The organism is Nocardia sp. NPDC003979 (assembly GCF_053605015.1).
The window spans coordinates 523,010-542,337 of the sequence record NZ_JBSGIJ010000002.1; the positions used below are offsets into that span (position 1 = coordinate 523,010).

Here is a 19,328-nt window from a genome sequence, read left to right on the forward strand (position 1 = left end):
AAAAGGCAGCATCACCGCTCAGGCGTCGCCGTAATCATCGTCGTCACCGTCGCCCATCGCCCGGCGAACCGCGTCGTGATCGTCGGTCTTGCGGATGTAGTGCTGATAGGTCGTCGCGACGTTCTCATGCCCCATCACCACCGCGATCTTGTGCGGCGGCACCTTGTCATCAGCAAGCCAGGTTCCGAACATATCGCGCAGATCATGAAAGCGGACTCCCCCAGCTTCCGACCGAGCCACCATCCGGACGGCCTGGTCGTACTTGCTGAACACTTCCGACTCCACCTCACCCTCAGCGTTCTTCCACACCGCTTCGAACTTGTCCCCGACTTCGGACACCTCGCCGAGCAGACCGGCACGAACCAGCGCGGGCCGCCAGACCCGAGACCGGAACAGGGTCCGACGCAGCGGGCCGCCGACCTCATTGGTGAAGATCAGCCCGTTTGCGCCCTGCTCGTAGTCCTCCATGTGGCTCACGAGTTCGTTCACCAGCCACCCCGGGATAGGGATACTTCGCCGACCAGCGCGCGACTTGGGAAACGCCTTGAACTCGACATGTCCAGCTACCTCGGTCACGGTGCGGATCACGTGAATGAGCCCGTTGTCGACGTCGACCGCATCGACGCACAGCCCAGCAGCCTCACCCCAGCGGAGACCGGCGAAGGCACCGCAGGCCACCAGCGCCCGGTAACGAGCAGGCTGGATCGCCGGGAGCAGTTGTTGCCGAACCTCTTCCCGCGTCAACAGCCGTTCGTCGGTGTCCCGCTCGCGCCGCTTCGGAATCCGCACGCCCGCAGTCGGATCGGAACCGATCAGCTTGTTCTTCACCGCCGACTGCATCACCCCGGCCAGCATCCTCTTCGCTTCGGCGACCGTTGCCCGCGACCGCTCTTTACCGATCTCACCCAACCAGGTCTGAACCGACAGGTGATCGATCTTCCCAAGCTGCCAGGTCGACCACTTGGGGAGGACGTGAGTACGCATGATCGACTCATCACGGGCGCGCGTAGTCCGCTCGGTGTTCCACGACTTCATCCACTCCTCGGCGTGAGCACCGAACAGCGCCCGGCCAGCATGCGGCGACACGTAGACACCGCTCGACTTCGACAGCTCGACCTGAGCGAGGAAGGTCGAGGCCTCCTTCTTCGTCCGGAACGTCTTGGACCGCTGCTTACCCGACGGGTCGCGCCAGAACGCTTTCCACTTCCCCGCGCTGGTCTGGTCAATGAATCCCACCGCTCTACCCCGCCTTCGGGAGGTTGTCGGACGCATCGAGCCATGCAGCGAAAGCGGTTCGCGAGATGACCCACCGGCGACCGATCCGCTTCGCCGGAATCACCCCCTCGTTGACGAACATGTAGGCCATGCCCCGCGAGATGCCGAGCAACCCGGCAACCTGATCGACCGTGTACGTGGCCGGTTCCGCCTTGACGATGTGCATTGTTCTCCTCCTATGCCGCCGACTGCTGAATGGATGAAATCTGTTGTGGCACAACGGTTTCACGTGGAACACCTGGTGGTCCCTCGTCTCTCGCGAGGCGGGCCGTTGTGTACTGGGCGCGTTCGTTGATCCGTCGCGTGATGAGGTTCATCACCAGGTGCGAGCGCGGTGGCGCATCTTTGTCGCCGGGACGTACCGGGGTGATCCGCAGGTGCGAGGTGTCAGGCGGGAAGATGCCGACACTGGCGAGTTCGGCGCGTACGAAGTCCATGCGTTCGGCTTTGTGGTCCGGGATCGTTTTGCCCGACCATTTGCCCGAGGTCAGGCAGCGACGACCGGGCAGGCCGAGAGTGTCGCGGCGGTGTGCGTTGCGCTTGCACCGGCCGGGCTGGGTCTTCTCGTCGGCGCCCTTGGGGACGATGCCGTACCGCAGCCAGACCCCGCATTCGGGCGTGCACGGGGTGTCTTGGAGTTCGGCGTGGAGTCGGTCGTAGTGCACGGCGACGCGGGTCGAGTCCGGTTCGAGGACTTCGGCGATCGACTTGGTGAGGTACTTGGTCAGGTAGCGGACCTTGTTGTCCATTTCCTCGGTCCCGGCGATGATCTGCACCGGTTTGGCCTGCCCACCGAACCGCATCGTGTGGGCCGGTTCGAGGTCATCGACGGTATCCATGACCGCGAGCGCGTCGTCCCAGTACGTCAACGGGCGACCGGTTCGGGGGTCTACGAACGTGCCGACGCTGTAGTCCCAGACCGGCATGTTGTCGTCGTTGTAGACGGGCCGGTCGAAGTGCGGCCACCACACGTTGACGTAGGTCGCGGCCGTCACCTGGTACAGCAGTTTCGTCGGAATGGAACCCCGGATCGCGATGTGAAGATGCGGGGCGCCACGCTTCTGCGGTTCGACCGAAGCCCAGTACTGCACGTTCCAGCCGACCGCGCGCCGGAGGTTCTGGACCCACCGGTCGAACAGCTTCGCGAGGTGGATCGTGTCACGGGCTTGCCGGGTGTAGTCGTAGGTCTCGGGGTCACGCGGGGAGCCGTCCGAGACCCACTCGCCTTTGCCGTTGTTCGCCTCGGGATCCCAGACCCGGTTGATCGACCCGTACGACGGCAGCGTCAGCGTGAAGAACGTCGAGGGCCGGTACTTGCCCTCAGCGAAGGCAGCGCCGACGGTGAGGTTCTTGTTCACCTTCTTACGCGGCAGGTCCGGCACATCATCCCGGCGACGAGTCGACTTCGCTTTCCGGCGCGGTTTCTCATCGAGGGCCGGGAGTCGGCCACGCACGCCGAGTTCGCGGAGCTCGGTGTCGAGGTCGGCCACCAGAGCCTTGATCGCTTCGGCGAGTTCGTGATCCCCGGCGCGGCGAGCGTCGTGGTAGTCGGTGAAAAGCAGTGCGCGAGCGCCCAATACGTCCTGCTGTGCCTGGGTGACGACCGGTGTCGGGTCGACCGGTTCACGTTCGGCGCACCACCCTTCGCGAAGCTGGGTCATCCGCAGGTACCGGTTGGCCCTGGCGCACGCGGGGCAGACCGACGCCACGGTCGACTTGCACGGCGCACCCACGTACGAGGTGCGGGAAGTGGTCGGGTCGAAGGCCCGCATGGGCACCACCCGGGCGCACACGCCTTCCTTCTCGGCCAGCTGTTCGGCGATGTCGGTCAGGTCTGGCATCGCGCGACGATCGGCAGCGGTTTCGCGGTTCGGCGCGAGCCCGACAATCGGTGCGGTGGTCATAGAGCGGTGGCCTCCTGGGCGGCACGGGCTTCGCGTTCGGCGATCGACATCGCTTCGGGCAAGGGATCGGCCGTCGTGCACCGAGCGGGCAACAGCGGCCGGTGATAATGCGGGTTGAACTCCGCATCCCAGTACGAGGACCAGTGCCCGACCTCACGACTCCCGCGAGAGCCCGGCGAGGGACGCAACCGGTAGACCACCGGAGCGACCAGGGCGAGCCCGAACGCGCACGAGCAGGCACCACCGGAGTCGAACGAGTTCGCGAACGCTTGGCCGGAGCCACCGCAGAACCGGCACACCCGCCACTCCGAAACATCGTGCAGGGCAAGGCATTCCGGGTGCACGCAGTCGGTTTCATCGCACCAGATGCACACACCGGCGAAGGTCAAGCGCGGCGGGCGAAGGGCTTGGCGGGTCGAGGTGTGCGAGCGACGCAGCGGGATCACCTGAGCGGACATGATCAGTACCCCATCCCGTAAGCGGGCGCGGCCTCAGCGGCGTAGCGCTTGGCGGCGGCGTGGTAGTCCCACGGCTCGACCACCGAGGTGCGGCGGGCCATCTCCGACAGCTCGAACAGGTGATCGGCAGCGCCGTCGAGGTGATCGGTCCGGCAGACCGCGCACAGACCCTGATCCGAACCAGCGGCCGGACGAGGCGGATAGGTAACGACCCAGCCAGACACCTCGACCGAGGGCGACACGGGACGGACGGAGTTGGTCGAGCAGAACGGTCGGCTACCGGCGATTGCGGTTTGAGTGTTGAGGTGACTAGACATTTTCGAGGCTCCCCAGTGTCGTTGAATGCTTCCTAGCCTCCCTAGGTAGCTTTCAGGTTAACCTACCTCCCTAGGGAGGTCAATAGCTACATGACTTACCTAGGGAATGACCCTTATGCTGGGCGAATGGAGACCATCGACCCCGACGACCCGCGTCCGGCCTCGCAGCAGATCGCCAATATCCTGCGCGCCGCCATCCTCACCCGGAAGTTCGCGCCGGGCGAGCGGCTACCGTCCGGCCCCCAACTGGTCGAGCGGTTCGGAGTCGCGAAGGCCACCGCGGAATCCGCCATCCGCACACTTCGCGAAGAGGGTCTGGTGGTCAGCAGGCCCGGCAGCGGCACCTACGTTCGCGAACGGACGGAACGCCCCGTCGGCCTTCGCCCACACATCGAGCAGGCATTCGAGTCGGCCAACGTCACCGTCGACTTCGCCGGATTCTCCGGGGAAACCCTGCATGGTGCGATTGCCGAACCCCTCGACCGCATCCGAGAGGGACGGCTTCGACCCGAAAGCCTGAGCATTCGGCTGCTACTCCCCGACCCGTCGCAGCCGTGGTCACTCCCGGCCCGCGTGGATGACCTCCAGGACAGCCCTGCCTTCCGCAAGCGTGCAACCAAGATCATGGAGCGCCACGGCAGCGCGATCGTCGAGTCAGTCGAGGAACTCGGTCGGCTCGGCCTGGTCCCCGCCGCAACCGCTCAGATCAGGACCTACCCGGCTGTCCCGCTGTTCAAGCTGTACATACTCAACGGCGAACAGGCATTTTCCGGGTATTACCCCGTTGTCGAGCACACGATCCCGCTCGAAGGCGAGAACGTCGCGATGTGGGACCTGATGGGCAAGGACGCGACACTGTTCCACCACGCCAGCGATGCCGACCCCGACTCGACCGGCAGCCAGTTCGTCGCGCAGTCGCTGTTGTGGTTCGACAGCATTTGGAACTCGGTCGCACAGGACTACCGGCCATGACCGAACTCCCTGCCCTCATCGCCGCCCGGCCGTGCCTCCTGCTCGATTTCGACGGCCCCGTTTGTTCCGTGTTCGCTGGTCTGTCGAGCCGACGTGTTGCCGAACGACTCGGCGCCGCGATGGGTGTTCCTCTCCCCGCGCACCTCAGCGCCACGTCCGACCCGTTCGACCTACTCGACTACGCCGCTCAGCTCTCCGACGACGTAGCCGTTTCCACCGAGCAAGAACTAACCCGCCTCGAGGTCGAAGCCGTCGCAGTCGCAACCCCAACACCTCACGCCCACAACGTAATTCGTGATGGAGCAGCCAGGCACGGCGGTTCAGTCGCAATTGTCAGCAACAACTCCGTTGCCGCGATCGACGCCTATCTCCGCCGCCACGGCCTGCGGACCCACGTCGCAGGCATCTACGCACGCAGCTCAGCCGACACAGCACTCAAGCCGAGCCCGCACCTACTCCACACCGCCCTGACCAGCCTACGAATCGAGGCCGCGGCCGCCACGTTCACCGGCGATTCAGCTACCGACCTACAGGCCGCCAACTCCGCAGCCATCCCCGCGATCGCATACGCGAACAAGCCCGGCAAGGTCGAGCGGTTCGCTCCCTACGCGCCAGCCGCGACGATCACCAGCATGTCCGCGCTACTCGACGCCGTTCACTGCCAAGTCGACTCGCGGTAGCCACCGCAGCGCCCGTCACCGCACGGAGTCGTTGCTGAATTTCGCTATATAGAGTCAAGGCGCCTGCGGCGGCGCGTGCGCGCCGCCGCCGCGCTGCGACGCGCACCCAGGCTGGTAAGGCGCCGCCTGGGCGCGTCGGCACGTCGGCGACGAGCACGCGCTATCAGCAGGCCGCCAGACTTCCGACAGCTCAGACAGCATCGCTGTTGGCCTGGACACGATGCGGCCCGAACCAAATTGCTGAACGGAATTCGCGAGCACGAATCGGCCGGCACTCTGCCCGATCGACGGCTACCAGCACACCGCCTCTCATACGGTGCTGCCGCACGAGCTTCGCTCGCTTGCCTCTTAGACCAGCCTGCCGGACTCGCGTACCGGGTCACCGAGTGCGATCCGGTCGGTCGAAATGCTCAGCTTCTCTGCCCGCCCACCAAGGCACTCACCGGGTGCGAGGAATTGCCGAACGAAGCCGCGGTGAGGTCGGTTGCTATCGCGACCGTTGGCCGCGTGGCCCTGGTCTGGGTCGGCCTGAATTTTGTTCGTACACCACTCACGCGTCAAGGGCGCCTGCGGCGTCACTACGTGATGGCTACTCGCCGGGATCAACTGGCTGTGGTCCCGACTGGCGCCCGATGCCTACACGGTTCATCGGTCTGCGCGGCGTACGTTCAGCCCATGGACGACTATTTGACTCGCGCTACGAGGTACGCAGACCAGGCCGACGCCATTCTCGCTGCCACACCCCCGAATGAAGTCCCGCTGGCCGCGATCCAGGCACAAGCTCAGATCTATGCAACCTTGGCGGTACGCGACTGGCTGTACCTCCTGTGCCTACCCGAAGACCAGCGCGGCATATAGTGCCAGACGCCCGCCTCCTCATGGCCCGATGATCTGACTTCGGTACGGGCGAGTCAAGGGCGCTTCGCGTCACTCCGTGATGCCTACCGGCACCCTTGACTAGCCCTTCCCTCAGTACAGAGATGGCCAGTATGAGGAAGCAGGGGAAGGGAAGTCACCCGGCGTCGGTATTGACGTGGGTAGCTCGGCCTGCGCGGGCGAGGGCCTCCAAAACCACATCCCTATCCCAGTCAAGCTCGTAGTACCCATCCATGCCACAGCTGTCCATGGCCCACCGTAGGCGGTTGCCGCGGCGCACAGCGTCGTCGATTTCGACGGCTAGTCCATGCATCTTGTCTGCGAGATTCTCTATATCAACGATGGCAGCCTGATATTCCTCAAGCCCCTTCCGGAGCCGGCTACGCACCACGTAAAAGATGCGGGAGTCTTCCGGGCTGTTTCGCGGGCGGAGTGTGCACCCGTCAAGGTAGCTCTTCTTCGACCAGTCACCGTGAACATACAGGTTGCGAACTCGGAACAATTCTCTCGCTGCGACCAGCGCCGAGTCGAAGCGCGCAACCTCTTGCAGGTCAAAACTTCGCAGACCCTCGGCCTCGCCTAGGATCGCCCTTCCCGAGCTGATCAGCCAGTCCACAGACTGGCCGTCGAACAAGATGTCTGTCTCTGGACTGTTTGCGAACCACGAAACTAGGTGTCTGAGCTCACATTCAAGCGCACTGCTTCGAACTACCAACATGCCCAAAGCTGTGTACAGCTCATCGAACTCACCGCCCATAGTGGCATGCTTCATCGAACCACCATGCCCTACCGTCTCCCTGACTCGCAGCTCAATTGATCGCTAACCTGGGCTCAGCCGGGACGCCGGACCCGTGAACGCAGGTTAGGCAGCGAAAAGGCAGCAGGCGCCCCGACACGGCCCGGTACACGACCGCACTAGAAGAGACTCGCTCCCAGCTCCATGGCACTCGGTGAGAACACCAAGCACCCCGGAGCAACGTTCGGGACGAAGAGGTCGCAGGTTCAAATCCTGTCACCCCGACGTGTTGGTTGAGACACCAAAAAGCCTCTGACCTGGTTCACCTGGTCAGAGGCTTTTTGCATGTCCGCAGCCGGGTTGCCCTCTTTCCGAGACGGCTAACGAAACCACCCGCGGTTGCGCTGCTCGTTGAGCTCGATGAGCTCTTCCTCGGTGAGCTCGTCTTCAGGAATACGCTCCTGCGCAGGCATCCGTGCCGGTTTAGGTGCGGGCTGTTCGGCAGCGATTTCGATCGACTCGACTGCCGCGGCTATGCGTGGGTCCGCAGTCAGTTCATCGAGGCGATCACGCGCATTCCCACGAGCCTTGTCCAAGGCATCGTGCACAAGGGTTGTGATGAGCTTGCCGAGCTCGGCCCCGTAGGGCGTGACGCTCTCATCGATGCGGACCGCTTCGAGCGTTCCATCCGCTCGGACATCGACCGCGACACCGTACCGAGACTCGGTGAACCGGTCAGTGAGCAGCGCACGCCGCACGGCACTCATTCGCTCGGTGATCGGGTCGATGTCATTGTTGTTCGAATGCAACTGCTGTCCACGCTCCCCAAAGTGGTCTACACGACCGTGTTAGCGTAACAAGATCGCTGATTGGGGAGAGGACTGCGATGACCGACGATCTGTATGTAGATCAGTCCGCACTCGAAGGGATGATCGGGGCGTTCAACGGTTCCCACGGGGTGCTCAATACTTTGCCGACAGAGAGTTTCATCGCCGCGATCGAGTCGGCGCTGCCGGGCTCCGGACTGGGGGCTGCTTTCATGCGGGCCGGTGTGCGTGCCAGACTCAGTGTGCGAGGAGTCGCCGTGCAGCTCGACGAGATCCACCGGGCCGCGACCGCGAGCATCATCGCCTACAACGAACAACAAGCTGCCTATGCGAAGGCACAGGCAGAGCTGGCCGAGGCAGGCCCGTTGGACGGTCCACGATGAGTTCGCTACCACCCACCAAGTCCGAAGTCCGCCAGTGGAATTTCGATTCACTGACCGAGCAGGGGAACGAGTGGGGCCGCGGGGCGGTGGCGGTCACGACCGAGTACAACACCGTCAATCAGCAGCTCGCCGACTCTCCCGGATTCTGGCGTGGCCAGGCCGGAGACGCCATGCGCGTCAAAGGCGAGGAAGCCAAGACCTCGTTGTCGAAAGTGGTCACGGCCTTCGACAACGCTCAGCCCGCCGTTACCCAGATCGTCCACGTTCTTGGATTCGCGAAGTCGTCGGCGGTCAATGCGATCAAGTCCGCTGAGGACGAGCGATACACCGTCGCCGAGGACGGAGCGGTCAGCTACTCCAGCGATGTGGTCTCGTGGCTGGCCACAGAAAAGGGAAAGTCGCTCGAGGTGGCGAAGGCCGCCCTCGACCAGGGACAGCGTCAGCACGAGGACGCGATCAAGAAGGCGCTCAGGGAGGCGGGCGACGCCGCAGCCTCCGCCGGTGACGCGATCATCAAAGTTTTCGCCGATGTGCCCATTCCGCTCGGCGCCGACCTGGAAATGATTCTCTACACATATCAGGTCAACCCCGACCAACAGAAGATGACGAAATGGCCGAGCGAAGACTTCATCACATGGGTGAACCGATTCAAACCCGGCTCGGACGTCGAGCAGAAAGACGTAACGGTCAGCGAGGCCGAGATGTTGAACAATCTGAGCCTCATGGACCAGTACAAGTTCTATCAGATCAGTGAGGACGCCAGCGATACTGCCGAGCGCCTGTTTCCCGATAGAAGCGTGGACGACCAGTACGACGGAAACTTTCAGGACAACCACGCCGACGCCTTCCGGCACGCCTACTGGAATGCCATGTTGACCGAGGAATTCGGTGCGGAGTGGACCGAGGAGTACACCACCAAACACGAAGGCAGAGAAGACAATCGCATGAGCCGTGAGGCGATGGACCTGTACAACAACGAACTCGGCCGCAGGATCGCCACCGAGAATCCCGGGCTCGGGCCGGTCGGGTTGCAGAACAAGATCATCGATGCGTGGAACAACGGGGACGGAGCCGTCATCGATCAGGACGGCAACCTCGCCAGACCACGAGGAACCACCCTCGGGTACACACCACCTACCGCGCGAATCGATGAACAGCCGAGCCTGCCCGGCTCACTGATCCCGGACAACAAGCCTTCGCCCAAGTGACCTCCGCTTGGCCAATATCGGAATCTCGAGGATATCGGTGGATACTCGGAAACGAATGAGCGTCGCATTGCTGGCCGTCGTTGTCACAGCAGCCTCCGCCCCGGTCGTGGCATGCGGTTCTCTGTCGAGTGGTGACCAGATCACCGTTCAGGATGGGAACCCCGCGTTGACAGCAGCGTTCAATCGACTGTTGGCGGAAAGGGGCACTGCCCGGTTGGGCGACGTCGTCGCATCGTCCGGAGCCGAGATCGGCCCATGGGACCGCATGTACAGCTTCAGTTCCCCGAATACGAGTGACGAACTGAATCGAGCACTGGGGACGGACGGCGCAAAATGGACCGGGCTGCACACTCACTCCGACTCGACAACGCAGGTCTTCGTACGTGATGGCAAAGTCGTTCTTGCCTATGACGACAGCGAACGAGGCCCGATTGTCGAGCGGCGGTCTTACGCCACTCCCGATTCCACCGTGAGCCCGACGTCCATGGTCACCAAGGGCATCGGCGGTGACCAAACGATCTGGTACCTGGAGGTACAGGGGTTCTCGTGATCGGCCGCGCCCCATCGGTTGCGGCCGTCGCGGGATCCGCGTCGGTTACGGGGGTGGTGAATCAGCATCGCCGCGGCTTCGGCGGTCGGCGGGGTTGGGCCACCAGACTGTGATGGCGGTGATGGCTACCAGGCACAGGATGAGTGTCAGGATCGCGGTCGAGTTGTTCATGGGCCCTCCTCTGTAGAGAAGGGTGCGCTCGGTGTGTGTCGGTGAGGGGTCCGTGGGTGTTGAGGGGTGGTTGAGAAGTGCTCTCGGCGGGGTGGGGCGGGTGGTGAGGTGTGAGGAAGGGATAACGTGGTGCTTACTTTCTGTCACTTGATAGAAATTCGGGGTGCCTAGCGTATACAGGCATGTCGACAAGGGTGGGTACCGCGGGGGAATCGCTGCGTGACGTGGTGTATTCCACCTTGCGTGGTGAGTTGATGAACGGGGATATCCGGTTCGGGGAGCGGCTCACCGAGCCCAAGCTTTCGGCGCGGTTCGGGATGTCGCGGACGCCTGTGCGGGAAGCGTTGACGATGCTGTGCTCGGACGGGCTGCTCCAGCGGGAGGAGTTCGGGTTCAGTCCGGTGCGGCCCAGTGTCGCGCGGATTCGGGATCTGTACGAGCTGCGACTCACCCTCGAACTCGGCGGGATGACCCGGATCATGGACAACCCGGACCTCACCCACGACGAGGAGCGCTTGCGGGCCGAACAGCAGCGCTGGCTGGCCCTGCAGGCCGACCCGCCGGCCAAGGAACCGGGGTTCGTCGTGGTCGACGAGGAATTCCACGTCGCCCTGCTGACGGCGGCGGGCAATGCGGAACTCGTGCGCGCGCTGGTGGCGGTGAACTCCCGGATCCGGCATGTGCGGATGTACGACTTCATGATCAACAACCGGATCGAGACGACGATCAGCGAGCATCTCGGCATCCTCGACGCCGTGTTCGCGCGGGACCTCCCCCGCGCACATCGGCTGCTGCACACCCACATCGGTGATTCGCTCGATGTCGTGCTCGAGCGGATCTCGCGGGCGATCGCCGCCATGTCCATGAGCGAATAGAGGAACCGATGTCCGAATCCCCCACCACCCGGGTCGCCGCCGCTTATCAGCGCATTGCCGAGGTCGACAGGCCGGAAGTCTGGATCACTCTGCGCCCGCACAGCGAACTCGACGCCGAGGCACGGGAATTGGAGCGAAGGCTCGCCGACGGCGCCGAGCTCCCGTTGGCGGGTCTGCTCCTCGCGGTGAAGGACAACGTCGATGTCGCGGGCCTGCCGACCACCGCCGCGTGCCCCGAGTTCGCCTACACGCCGACCGAAACCGCCTCGGCCGTGCGGCGACTGGCGGACGCGGGCGCACTGATCCTCGGCAAAACCAACCTCGACCAGTTCGCCACCGGCTTGGTCGGCACCCGCAGCCCGTACGGCGCGGTCCGCCACGCCGAAAGTCCCGAAATGGTCTCCGGCGGTTCGAGTTCCGGTTCGGCCGTCGCGGTGGCCCTCGGCATCGCCGATATCGCGATCGGCACCGATACGGCCGGTTCGGGCCGTGTCCCGGCCGCCTTCCACGGCATCGTCGGGATCAAGGCGAGTCTCGGCATCATCCCGGCTCACGGCGTGGTCCCGGCCTGCGCAGACTACGACGCCGTCACCGTCTTCGCAGGCACGCTCGACCTCGCCGTCACGGCCGCCGCGATCATGGCGGGCCCGGACGCGCGCGATCCACGCAGCCGCACCTGGCCCGCGGATGTCCCCTTGGCGGGCACCCGAAAACTTGCCGTCCCCCACGACCTCAGCCCGCTGAGCACCGAATACCGCGCCGCTTTCGCCGAAACAGTTGCGGCCCTGCGCAATCAGGACGTCCAGATCACCGAGGTGGACATCACCCCACTACTCGATGCCGCCCGCCTCCTCTACGACGGCGCCATCGTCGCCGAACGCTATGCGGCGGTGGGTGAGTTCATCGACAAGGGCGCTAAGGGTCTCGACAAGACCGTCGCGGGAATCATCAGCGCGGCAAAGCATCTGGACGCGCATACTTTCGCCACAGACCTCGACACCCTCGCCAGAATCCGCGCGGAGGCCAAGGCCCTACTCGTCGACTACGACGGCCTGCTCCTGCCGACAACCACCGAGCACCCCACCATCGCGGCAGTGCAGGCAGATCCGCTGACGATCAACCGCCGGCTCGGCACCTACACCAACTTCTGCAACCTCCTCGACCTCGCCGCCGTCGCCGTCCCCGGCGCCACGACAACCGACGGCCTCCCCTTCGGCGTGATGGTGGTTGTCCCCACCTTCGCCGACCAGATCGCCGTCGACCTCGCCGCACTCATCACCGGCACCCCAGCGCCCCTGCTGGTGAAAACCGGTGTGCCCCTTGCTGTTTTCGGCGCCCACCTGCGCGGCCAACCCCTGCACTGGCAGCTGGAAGACCTGGGCGCCCGCTTCGCAGGCGGGATCACCACCAGCGACGCCTACCGCCTCACCGCCCTGGACACCACCCCGCCGAAGCCGGGCCTGGTCCGCCACGGCGACGGCCTCGGCGCCCCCATCGCGGGCGAGTTGTTCCTGCTCTCACCCGGCGCACTCGGCCGTTTCCTCGCCGACCTACCCGCGCCCATGGCCTTGACGAGTATCGAATTATCCGACGGCACAACAGTTGTGGGCTTCGCCTGCACCTACGACGCGGCCGTGGCCGCCACCGACATCACGCGCTATGGATCTTGGCCACGGTATCTGCGGGAACACTGATCCCGAGTTCGGCGAGCAGACCCGTCACGCGGCGGCCGATATCGTCGCGGATGGGTCGCACCTGCTCCACCTCGAGACCGGCGGGGTCCTCGATGATCCATTCCTCGTAGCGCACGCCGGGAACCAGCGGGCAGGTGTCACCGCAGCCCATGGTGACGATCACGTCGGCGGCGCGGATGATCTCGTCGGTCCACGGCTTGGGGTATTCGCGGGAGATGTCGATCCCCACCTCGGCCATCGCGGCGACCGCCGCCGGATTGAGCTGCCCACCGGGCACCGATCCGCCCGACCAGGCCACGGCGCGGTTCAGGGCGAGCGCCTCGAAGTAGCCGAGCGCCATCTGGGAACGGCCCGCGTTGTGGGTGCACAGGAACAGCACGGTCGGCCGCGGCTTGGCCACCTTGCCTTCGATCTTGGCGACGGCGTTCAGGCGCTGGGCGGCGAACCGCTCGGCCAGCAACGGCAGGTACAACGTCACCGTCGCTCGCGCCGCGAAATCCTCGTAGGAACTGTGGAGGAACTGGTGGATCGTCGCCGGATCGAACATTGTCGCGAACTCTTCACGCAACCGTTCTTCGGCACGATCAAGGGCATCGGAGTGCTCGGTTATGTCGACCACTCCTCAACCCTTACCGCACTGTCCACGTAACGCAAACGACCGGGCCGCTCACCCCTCGTCGACCGGCCCGGCCGATATCCTCCTGTGACACCCCATCGGAAGCGGCTTCGGTTGTAGTCCTCGGTGTGGTTACCGTCGGCAGTTCGTCTTCAGCGTCTGGAAGAGCCACCCTCCGGCTACACCGCCGGGTCCGGCTGATCACCCCTCGAGACCTGCCGGACCCGGTTGCTCCCGGTGCCCGAGAAAAGAATGCGACCTGGGTCTCTAGAGGTTCTTAAGAACAACTTGTCGGTTCTCGGCGAGAATGGAAGGACCGAAGAGATGGAGTACGACGATGGAGACGATGATCGTCTGGTTGCTGGCGAGCCTGCTGTACTGGTTCAGCAACTTCTGACACGCACAACGGCGCGGAGCCGAACAGCTCCGCGCCCCGACCTCCTCGGGCAGTGAGCAGCGTCACCACCCGGATCCCGGAATAGTTCGCGAGGCGCACCGGTTGAACACCACTGTCGGCGTCCGAACAGCCCCGGGCCTCACCCCTTTGTCGCTACGAGCGACCACTCGCCGAGAGGCGCTTGTGGGGCGTCGACACCGGAGACCGGATCGCCCCACGCGATCCGTTCGACTCGCGAACGCCGCCAGGTCACCCTCATCGACCTGGCGGCGTTCGTCGTTTCTCGGGTCGCGCCGGTGACCGCGATGCTCGACGATGGTTGCCATGGAGCTGACGCGGGGTCTCGGTCTGCGCGACTGTGTGGTGATCGGGCTCGGCGCCATGATCGGTGCCGGGGTGTTCGCCGCGCTCGGTCCCGCCGCCGGTGCGGCCGGGTCGTGGATGCTGCTCGCCTTGGGCATCGCGGCCGTCGTCGCCTATTGCAATGCCCAGTCCTCGGCCCGGCTGGCCGCGCTCTATCCCGTGTCGGGTGGGACGTACGTGTACGGACGGGAGCGGCTCGGACCGTTCTGGGGGTACCTGGCCGGCTGGGGGTTCGTGGTCGGGAAGACCGCCTCGTGCGCGGCGATGGCGTTGACGGTCGGCAGCTACGCGTGGCCCGAACACGCGCACGTGGTCGCGGTGGCGGCGGTGGTCGTCATCACGGGCATCAACTATGTGGGTGTGCAGAAGTCGGCGCTGGCCACGCGGGTGATCGTGGGGTCGGTGCTCGCCGTGCTGGCGGCCGTTGTGGTGGCCGGGATGGGTGGGAACCATTCGGCGGCAGTCGTTCTCGACTCCGAGATCGGTCCGTACGGCGTGCTGCAGGCCGCTGGGTTGTTGTTCTTCGCCTTCGCCGGATACGCGCGCATCGCAACTCTCGGCGAGGAGGTGCGTGATCCGCAACGCACCATCCCGCGGGCGATCATGCTGGCACTCGCCGGTGCCCTCGCGGTGTACACGCTGGTCGCGGTGGCCGCCCTGCTGACGCTCGGCTCCGGCGGACTGGCCGCCGCGCACGACCCGCTCGCCCGCGTCGTCGAGGCCGCAGGTGCCGGGTGGCTGGCGCCGGTGGTGCGGGTGGGGGCGGTGCTCGCGGCGGCCGGTTCGCTGATGGCGTTGATCCTCGGCGTCTCGCGCACCACGCTGGCGATGGCGCGGGACGGGCACCTGCCCGCCACCTTGGCCGCAGTCCATCCGCGCTATTCGGTGCCGCACCACGCGGAACTGGCCGTCGGTGCGGTGGTCGCCGTGCTCGCGGCGACCGTCGACCTGCGCGCCGCCATCGGGTTCTCCTCGTTCGCGGTGCTCGCCTACTACCTGATCGCCAATCTCTCGGCCGCCACCCTGAGCACTGCCGAAAACCGTCCGGCGCGGTGGGTGCCGGTGGTCGGTGCGCTCGGCTGTGTGGTGGTCGGCTTCTCGTTGCCGATCGGCTCGGTGCTGGCCGGACTCGCGGTGCTCGCCCTCGGCGCGGCGGTGTACGGAGTGCGGCGGAACATACCCGCGGGTTAGGGGCCTCGCTTTACGGGTTACGGCGCCGCGAGCGAACTAACCTCGAATTATGCGAATCAGGGGTGTTCTCGCAGGGGTATTCGTCACGGCGCTGGTATCGGCGACGCTGTTCGCCGCCCCCGCCCAGAGCGCACCGTCGACGACGTGCGAGGTGACCTCCGCCCGCGACCTGGAACGCGCCGAACCCGAAGCAGTCGGCCTCGATTCGGCGAAACTCACCGAGGCACTGCAGTTCGCGGCCACCCGCAACCGGCTCAATGTGCAGGTGTTCCGGCACAACTGCCTCGTCGGCGAGGGCCTGCGCAATCACGAGACGGGCAAGGTGGCGTGGAACATCTGGAGCGTCACCAAATCGGTGACATCCATGCTCGCCGGAATCGCTTCGGACCAGGGAAAACTCGCCATCGACGCCCCTATCGACCGCTACCTGCCACCTGGTCTCGGTGATGCGACGCACCGGTCGATCACCGTGGAACATCTGCTCACCGAAACCTCCGGGATGAAGGTCGGTGTGCTCACCGAGGGCATCACCGCCGTGGTGCCGGTCGACCCGAACAGTGCGGTGCAGGCGCTGGCCGTCCCGCTGGCGAACCCACCGGGCACGGCGTTCAGTTACAGCCAGCGCAATGTCGACTTGCTGTCGTATGTCATCGAATTGGCGGTCGGCGAACCGCTGCAGCAGTTCGCGCAGCGCGAGCTGTTCGACCCGCTCGGCATCCCCGCCACCGACTACTACTGGGCACGTGACCGTTCCGGGCACACCTACGGCTACGCCCACCTGATGCTGCCGCCCGACGACCTCGCCAAGGTGGGCCTGCTCGTCGCCAACGACGGCCGCTGGGGCGCCGAGCAGGTGATCTCGGCCGACTACCTGCGCAGAGCACGCACACCGTCGAAGCAGAACCCCTGCTACGGCTACCTGTTCTGGGTGGGCGCCGGATGCAACGAGTCACCCGAATTCCTACCGGACAACACGTTTTTCATGTCGGGCCTGGCCCTGCAGAACGTCTTCTTCCTGCCCGAGCTGGACATGATGGTGATGTGGACCGGCGCCTTCGGCAACATCTCCGCCTACGGCCCGAGCGGAATCCTCGCCCACGCCGAAGAACTCCCCCACGAATTCTTCCGCCGCCTCTTCGCCGCCGTCACCGACGCCCCCGTCCCGACGCCGGCCCCCTACGTCGAACCACCCCTGAACTTCGACCCGAAATCCCTGGTAGACGCAGAAATCCTGCTGGCCGTCTTCGGCATCGGCCCCGGCGCCTACCCCGGCTGCACCGTCTTCAACTGCCTCAACCAACCCCTTGCCGCCCCCTTCGCCAGCATTCCCCCCGGCTGCGCCATCCTCGCCTGCGTAGGCAACGACCCCCGAACCCCCGGCATCCGCTGACAAAGCCGGGCCACCCCGCAGGGTGACCCGGCTTCGGAAAGTACCTGTCAGCGGTTGTTCAGCAGAACTTCCGCGATCTGAATCGTGTTCAGCGCGGCGCCCTTTCGCAGGTTGTCACCCGAGATGAACAGGGCCAGACCCCGACCGTTCGGCACACCCGGATCCTGACGAATGCGCCCGACGAGCGAATCGTCCTGACCCGCGGCAGCCAGCGGAGTCGGCACATCGACCAACCGCACACCCGGCGCCTTCGCCAGCAACTCCTGCGCCTGCTGCACCGAAATCGGTTCGGCGAATTCGGCATTGATCGACAGCGAGTGCCCGGTGAACACCGGCACGCGCACACACGTGCCGCTCACCAGCAGGTCGGGCAGGCCGAGGATCTTGCGGCTCTCGTTGCGCAGCTTCTGGTCTTCGTCGGTCTCCCCCGAGCCGTCGTCGACGAGCGCGCCCGCGAGCGGGATCACGTCGAAGGCGATGGGCGCCACGTACTTGTTCGGGGCGGGGAAGTCGACGGCCGAACCGTCGTGCACCAGCTTCTCGGCGTCGGCGGCCACCGCGCGCACCTGCGAGGCGAGCTCCTCGACACCGGCCAGTCCGGAACCCGACACCGCCTGGTACGACGACACGATCAGACGCTGCAGCCCGGCCACGTCGTGCAGCGGCTTGAGCACCGGCATCGCGGCCATGGTCGTGCAGTTCGGGTTGGCGATGATGCCCTTGGGCAGCGAGCGGGTGACTTCGGGGTTGACCTCCGAGACCACCAGCGGCACATCGGGATCCTTGCGCCAGGCCGACGAGTTGTCGATGACGGTGACACCGGCGGCCGCGAAGCGCGGCGCCTGCACCCGCGACATGGTCGCCCCGGCGGAGAACAGCGCGATGTCGAGACCCGACGGATCGGCGGTCTCGGTGTCTTCGACGACGATCTCGCCGCCGCGCCACGGCAGCGTCTTACCGGCCGAGCGCGCGGAGGCGAAGAAGCGCACCTCGTCGGCCGGGAAGTTGCGCTCCTCGAGCAGTTTGCGCATGACGGCGCCGACCTGACCGGTCGCGCCGACAACACCTACACGTACACCCATGATCAGCGCCCCGTTCCGCCGTGGACGACAGCGTCTTCGTCGCCGCCGAGATCGAAGGCCTTGTGCAGCACCTGCACGGCCTCGTCGAGTTCGGTGTCGCGCACGAGCACCGAGATCCGGATCTCCGAGGTGGAGATCAGGTCGATGTTGACGCCCGCGTTGGCCAGCGCCTCACAGAAGGTGGCGGTGACGCCGGGGTGCGACTTCATGCCGGCACCGACCAGGGACACCTTGCCGATGTGGTCGTCGTAGAGGACCTGCGCGAAACCGATCTCGTCCTGACGCTTGGTGAGCATCTCCACCGCGCGGGCACCGTCGGTCTTGGGCAGGGTGAAGGTGATGTCGGTCTTGCCCGTGTCGACCTTGGAGATGTTCTGCAGCACCATGTCGATGTTGATCTCGGCGTCGGCGACCGCGCGGAACACCTTGGCCGCGTAGCCCGGCTCGTCCGGCAGTGCCACGACGGTCACCTTGGCTTCGCTGCGGTCGTGCGCGACGCCGGTCAGGATTGCCTGCTCCACGGGAATGTCCTCCATCGATCCGAAAACAGTGGTGCCGATCTTGTCGGTGTAGGACGACCGGACATGAACGGGCACGTTGTAGCGGCGCGCGTACTCGACGCAGCGCAACATGAGCACCTTCGAGCCGCAGGCCGCCATCTCGAGCATTTCCTCGTAGGAGATGTTGTCGAGCTTCTGCGCGTCTTTGACGATGCGCGGGTCGGCGCTGAAGATGCCGTCGACGTCGGTGTAGATCTCGCAGACATCGGCTTTCAGTGCCGCGGCCAGGGCGACGGCGGTGGTGTCGGAGCCGCCGCGGCCCAGTGTGGTGACGTCTTTGCTGTCCTGGCTCACGCCCTGGAAGCCGGCGACCAGCACGATCTGGCCTTCGTCGAGGGCTTCCTGCAGGCGGCCGGGAGTGACGTCGATGATCTTGGCGTTGCCGTGCGCGCCCGTGGTGATGACACCGGCTTGGGAGCCGGTGAACGAGCGCGCCTCGGCGCCGAGGGTGTGAATGGCCATGGCCACCAACGCGTTCGAGATGCGCTCGCCGGAGGTGAGCAGCATGTCCATCTCGCGAGCGGGTGGCGCGGGGGCCACCTGCTCGGCGAGATCGAGGAGTTCGTCGGTGGTGTCACCCATCGCCGAGCAGACCACGACCACGTCGTGGCCCTGCTTCTTGGTCTCCACGATCCGTTCAGCGACGCGCCGGATCCGCTCGGCGGTGGCCACCGAGGATCCTCCGTACTTCTGAACAACGAGAGCCACAGCAAGGTCCTTCGCGATCGGGTATCAGTTCGGTATCAGGGACCTAGAGTACCGGCCGCCGGTCCCGTGATCTGCCGCTACCTCCCTGACCTGTG

At 65.3% G+C, this 19,328-nt stretch carries 20 protein-coding genes; 9 read left to right on the plus strand and 11 right to left on the minus strand.

Annotation, left to right across the window (positions count from 1 at the left end; all coding sequences use genetic code 11):
- Nucleotides 1-18 precede the first annotated feature (18 nt).
- From ACWEVR_RS06030 to ACWEVR_RS06050, 5 genes are read right to left on the minus strand one after another with little or no spacing between them, the layout of a single operon-like run.
- Nucleotides 19-1,272, minus strand: a complete 1,254-nt coding sequence (locus ACWEVR_RS06030) for a tyrosine-type recombinase/integrase (protein ID WP_452466017.1) — start codon at nucleotides 1,270-1,272, stop codon at nucleotides 19-21.
- Entirely contained in the window at nucleotides 1,241-1,441 is a 201-nt protein-coding gene (locus tag ACWEVR_RS06035) for a helix-turn-helix domain-containing protein (RefSeq protein ID WP_452466018.1), read from the minus strand. Before ACWEVR_RS06035 ends, ACWEVR_RS06030 begins: the two co-directional genes overlap by 32 nt.
- A 10-nt stretch (nucleotides 1,442-1,451) precedes the next feature.
- The gene (locus tag ACWEVR_RS06040; protein ID WP_452466019.1) at nucleotides 1,452-3,179 is read right to left on the minus strand and encodes a replication initiator; all 1,728 of its coding nucleotides are present in this window, start codon (nucleotides 3,177-3,179) and stop codon (nucleotides 1,452-1,454) included.
- A complete protein-coding gene (locus tag ACWEVR_RS06045; RefSeq protein WP_452466020.1) occupies nucleotides 3,176-3,637 on the minus strand; it encodes a hypothetical protein in 462 nt (153 codons plus the stop codon). The genes ACWEVR_RS06040 and ACWEVR_RS06045 overlap by 4 nt, the downstream gene beginning before the upstream one ends.
- 2 nt (nucleotides 3,638-3,639) lie before the next feature.
- Complete coding sequence (locus ACWEVR_RS06050; RefSeq protein WP_452466021.1) at nucleotides 3,640-3,861, minus strand: hypothetical protein; 222 nt, start codon at nucleotides 3,859-3,861, stop codon at nucleotides 3,640-3,642.
- A 219-nt stretch (nucleotides 3,862-4,080) separates the two neighbouring features.
- On the opposite strand from ACWEVR_RS06050, the gene ACWEVR_RS06055 reads away from it, so the two are divergent.
- Nucleotides 4,081-4,926: a GntR family transcriptional regulator gene (locus tag ACWEVR_RS06055; RefSeq protein WP_452466022.1), complete on the plus strand. Its 846-nt coding sequence runs from the start codon at nucleotides 4,081-4,083 to the stop codon at nucleotides 4,924-4,926.
- The gene (locus ACWEVR_RS06060; RefSeq protein WP_452466023.1) at nucleotides 4,923-5,606 is read left to right on the plus strand and encodes an HAD family hydrolase; all 684 of its coding nucleotides are present in this window, start codon (nucleotides 4,923-4,925) and stop codon (nucleotides 5,604-5,606) included. Before ACWEVR_RS06055 ends, ACWEVR_RS06060 begins: the two co-directional genes overlap by 4 nt.
- 1,012 nt (nucleotides 5,607-6,618) lie before the next feature.
- Here the strand turns inward: ACWEVR_RS06060 and ACWEVR_RS06065 are convergent.
- Nucleotides 6,619-7,254 (minus strand): hypothetical protein, encoded by a 636-nt coding sequence (locus ACWEVR_RS06065; protein ID WP_452466024.1) that lies wholly within the window; start codon nucleotides 7,252-7,254, stop codon nucleotides 6,619-6,621.
- 344 nt (nucleotides 7,255-7,598) lie between these two features.
- A complete protein-coding gene (locus ACWEVR_RS06070; RefSeq protein ID WP_452466025.1) occupies nucleotides 7,599-8,027 on the minus strand; it encodes a YbaB/EbfC family nucleoid-associated protein in 429 nt (142 codons plus the stop codon).
- Nucleotides 8,028-8,104: 77 nt separating this feature from the next.
- On the opposite strand from ACWEVR_RS06070, the gene ACWEVR_RS06075 reads away from it, so the two are divergent.
- From ACWEVR_RS06075 to ACWEVR_RS06085, 3 genes are read left to right on the plus strand one after another with little or no spacing between them, the layout of a single operon-like run.
- Nucleotides 8,105-8,428, plus strand: coding sequence for a hypothetical protein (locus tag ACWEVR_RS06075; protein WP_452466026.1), 324 nt, complete (start codon nucleotides 8,105-8,107; stop codon nucleotides 8,426-8,428).
- A complete protein-coding gene (locus ACWEVR_RS06080; protein WP_452466027.1) occupies nucleotides 8,425-9,636 on the plus strand; it encodes a WXG100 family type VII secretion target in 1,212 nt (403 codons plus the stop codon). Before ACWEVR_RS06075 ends, ACWEVR_RS06080 begins: the two co-directional genes overlap by 4 nt.
- 55 nt (nucleotides 9,637-9,691) lie before the next feature.
- On the plus strand, nucleotides 9,692-10,186 hold the full coding sequence (locus tag ACWEVR_RS06085; RefSeq protein ID WP_452466028.1) for a hypothetical protein: 495 nt from the start codon (nucleotides 9,692-9,694) through the stop codon (nucleotides 10,184-10,186).
- Nucleotides 10,187-10,231: 45 nt separating this feature from the next.
- Here ACWEVR_RS06085 and ACWEVR_RS06090 read toward each other — a convergent pair whose 3' ends face one another.
- Nucleotides 10,232-10,357: a hypothetical protein gene (locus ACWEVR_RS06090; RefSeq protein WP_452466029.1), complete on the minus strand. Its 126-nt coding sequence runs from the start codon at nucleotides 10,355-10,357 to the stop codon at nucleotides 10,232-10,234.
- A gap of 182 nt (nucleotides 10,358-10,539) precedes the next feature.
- Between ACWEVR_RS06090 and ACWEVR_RS06095 the strand changes: the two genes are divergently transcribed.
- On the plus strand, nucleotides 10,540-11,232 hold the full coding sequence (locus ACWEVR_RS06095; RefSeq protein ID WP_452466030.1) for a GntR family transcriptional regulator: 693 nt from the start codon (nucleotides 10,540-10,542) through the stop codon (nucleotides 11,230-11,232).
- A gap of 8 nt (nucleotides 11,233-11,240) precedes the next feature.
- The gene (gene atzF, locus ACWEVR_RS06100; RefSeq protein WP_452466031.1) at nucleotides 11,241-12,926 is read left to right on the plus strand and encodes an allophanate hydrolase; all 1,686 of its coding nucleotides are present in this window, start codon (nucleotides 11,241-11,243) and stop codon (nucleotides 12,924-12,926) included.
- On the opposite strand, the gene ACWEVR_RS06105 is transcribed toward atzF, so the two are convergent.
- Nucleotides 12,883-13,545: an arsenate reductase ArsC gene (locus tag ACWEVR_RS06105; RefSeq protein ID WP_067640448.1), complete on the minus strand. Its 663-nt coding sequence runs from the start codon at nucleotides 13,543-13,545 to the stop codon at nucleotides 12,883-12,885. The genes atzF and ACWEVR_RS06105 overlap by 44 nt on opposite strands.
- Nucleotides 13,546-14,254: 709 nt before the next feature.
- Between ACWEVR_RS06105 and ACWEVR_RS06110 the strand changes: the two genes are divergently transcribed.
- Nucleotides 14,255-15,493 carry an APC family permease gene (locus ACWEVR_RS06110; protein WP_452466032.1) on the plus strand — a complete coding sequence of 413 codons (1,239 nt, stop codon included), beginning with the start codon at nucleotides 14,255-14,257 and terminating at the stop codon, nucleotides 15,491-15,493.
- A 49-nt stretch (nucleotides 15,494-15,542) separates the two neighbouring features.
- Nucleotides 15,543-16,883 carry a serine hydrolase domain-containing protein gene (locus ACWEVR_RS06115; protein ID WP_452466033.1) on the plus strand — a complete coding sequence of 447 codons (1,341 nt, stop codon included), beginning with the start codon at nucleotides 15,543-15,545 and terminating at the stop codon, nucleotides 16,881-16,883.
- A 47-nt stretch (nucleotides 16,884-16,930) separates the two neighbouring features.
- Here ACWEVR_RS06115 and ACWEVR_RS06120 read toward each other — a convergent pair whose 3' ends face one another.
- Together ACWEVR_RS06120 and ACWEVR_RS06125 are read right to left on the minus strand one after the other, a co-directional pair.
- Nucleotides 16,931-17,965 carry an aspartate-semialdehyde dehydrogenase gene (locus tag ACWEVR_RS06120; protein WP_357150975.1) on the minus strand — a complete coding sequence of 345 codons (1,035 nt, stop codon included), beginning with the start codon at nucleotides 17,963-17,965 and terminating at the stop codon, nucleotides 16,931-16,933.
- 2 nt (nucleotides 17,966-17,967) lie between these two features.
- Complete coding sequence (locus tag ACWEVR_RS06125; RefSeq protein WP_067494539.1) at nucleotides 17,968-19,233, minus strand: aspartate kinase; 1,266 nt, start codon at nucleotides 19,231-19,233, stop codon at nucleotides 17,968-17,970.
- Nucleotides 19,234-19,328 lie beyond the last annotated feature (95 nt).

What these genes read in the sequence shown, in the direction of transcription:
- ACWEVR_RS06080 (WP_452466027.1), top strand. Translation starts at nt 8,425, where the DNA reads ATGAGTTCGCTACCACCCACCAAGTCCGAAGTCCGCCAGTGGAATTTC.
- ACWEVR_RS06065 (WP_452466024.1), bottom strand. Translation starts at nt 7,254, where the DNA reads ATGAAGCATGCCACTATGGGCGGTGAGTTCGATGAGCTGTACACAGCT.
- ACWEVR_RS06060 (WP_452466023.1), top strand. Translation starts at nt 4,923, where the DNA reads ATGACCGAACTCCCTGCCCTCATCGCCGCCCGGCCGTGCCTCCTGCTC.
- ACWEVR_RS06055 (WP_452466022.1), top strand. Translation starts at nt 4,081, where the DNA reads ATGGAGACCATCGACCCCGACGACCCGCGTCCGGCCTCGCAGCAGATC.
- ACWEVR_RS06085 (WP_452466028.1), top strand. Translation starts at nt 9,692, where the DNA reads ATGAGCGTCGCATTGCTGGCCGTCGTTGTCACAGCAGCCTCCGCCCCG.
- atzF (WP_452466031.1), top strand. Translation starts at nt 11,241, where the DNA reads ATGTCCGAATCCCCCACCACCCGGGTCGCCGCCGCTTATCAGCGCATT.
- ACWEVR_RS06095 (WP_452466030.1), top strand. Translation starts at nt 10,540, where the DNA reads ATGTCGACAAGGGTGGGTACCGCGGGGGAATCGCTGCGTGACGTGGTG.
- ACWEVR_RS06090 (WP_452466029.1), bottom strand. Translation starts at nt 10,357, where the DNA reads ATGAACAACTCGACCGCGATCCTGACACTCATCCTGTGCCTGGTAGCC.
- ACWEVR_RS06075 (WP_452466026.1), top strand. Translation starts at nt 8,105, where the DNA reads ATGACCGACGATCTGTATGTAGATCAGTCCGCACTCGAAGGGATGATC.
- ACWEVR_RS06115 (WP_452466033.1), top strand. Translation starts at nt 15,543, where the DNA reads ATGCGAATCAGGGGTGTTCTCGCAGGGGTATTCGTCACGGCGCTGGTA.
- ACWEVR_RS06110 (WP_452466032.1), top strand. Translation starts at nt 14,255, where the DNA reads ATGGTTGCCATGGAGCTGACGCGGGGTCTCGGTCTGCGCGACTGTGTG.
- ACWEVR_RS06030 (WP_452466017.1), bottom strand. Translation starts at nt 1,272, where the DNA reads ATGCGTCCGACAACCTCCCGAAGGCGGGGTAGAGCGGTGGGATTCATT.
- ACWEVR_RS06040 (WP_452466019.1), bottom strand. Translation starts at nt 3,179, where the DNA reads ATGACCACCGCACCGATTGTCGGGCTCGCGCCGAACCGCGAAACCGCT.
- ACWEVR_RS06035 (WP_452466018.1), bottom strand. Translation starts at nt 1,441, where the DNA reads ATGCACATCGTCAAGGCGGAACCGGCCACGTACACGGTCGATCAGGTT.
- ACWEVR_RS06120 (WP_357150975.1), bottom strand. Translation starts at nt 17,965, where the DNA reads ATGGGTGTACGTGTAGGTGTTGTCGGCGCGACCGGTCAGGTCGGCGCC.
- ACWEVR_RS06045 (WP_452466020.1), bottom strand. Translation starts at nt 3,637, where the DNA reads ATGTCCGCTCAGGTGATCCCGCTGCGTCGCTCGCACACCTCGACCCGC.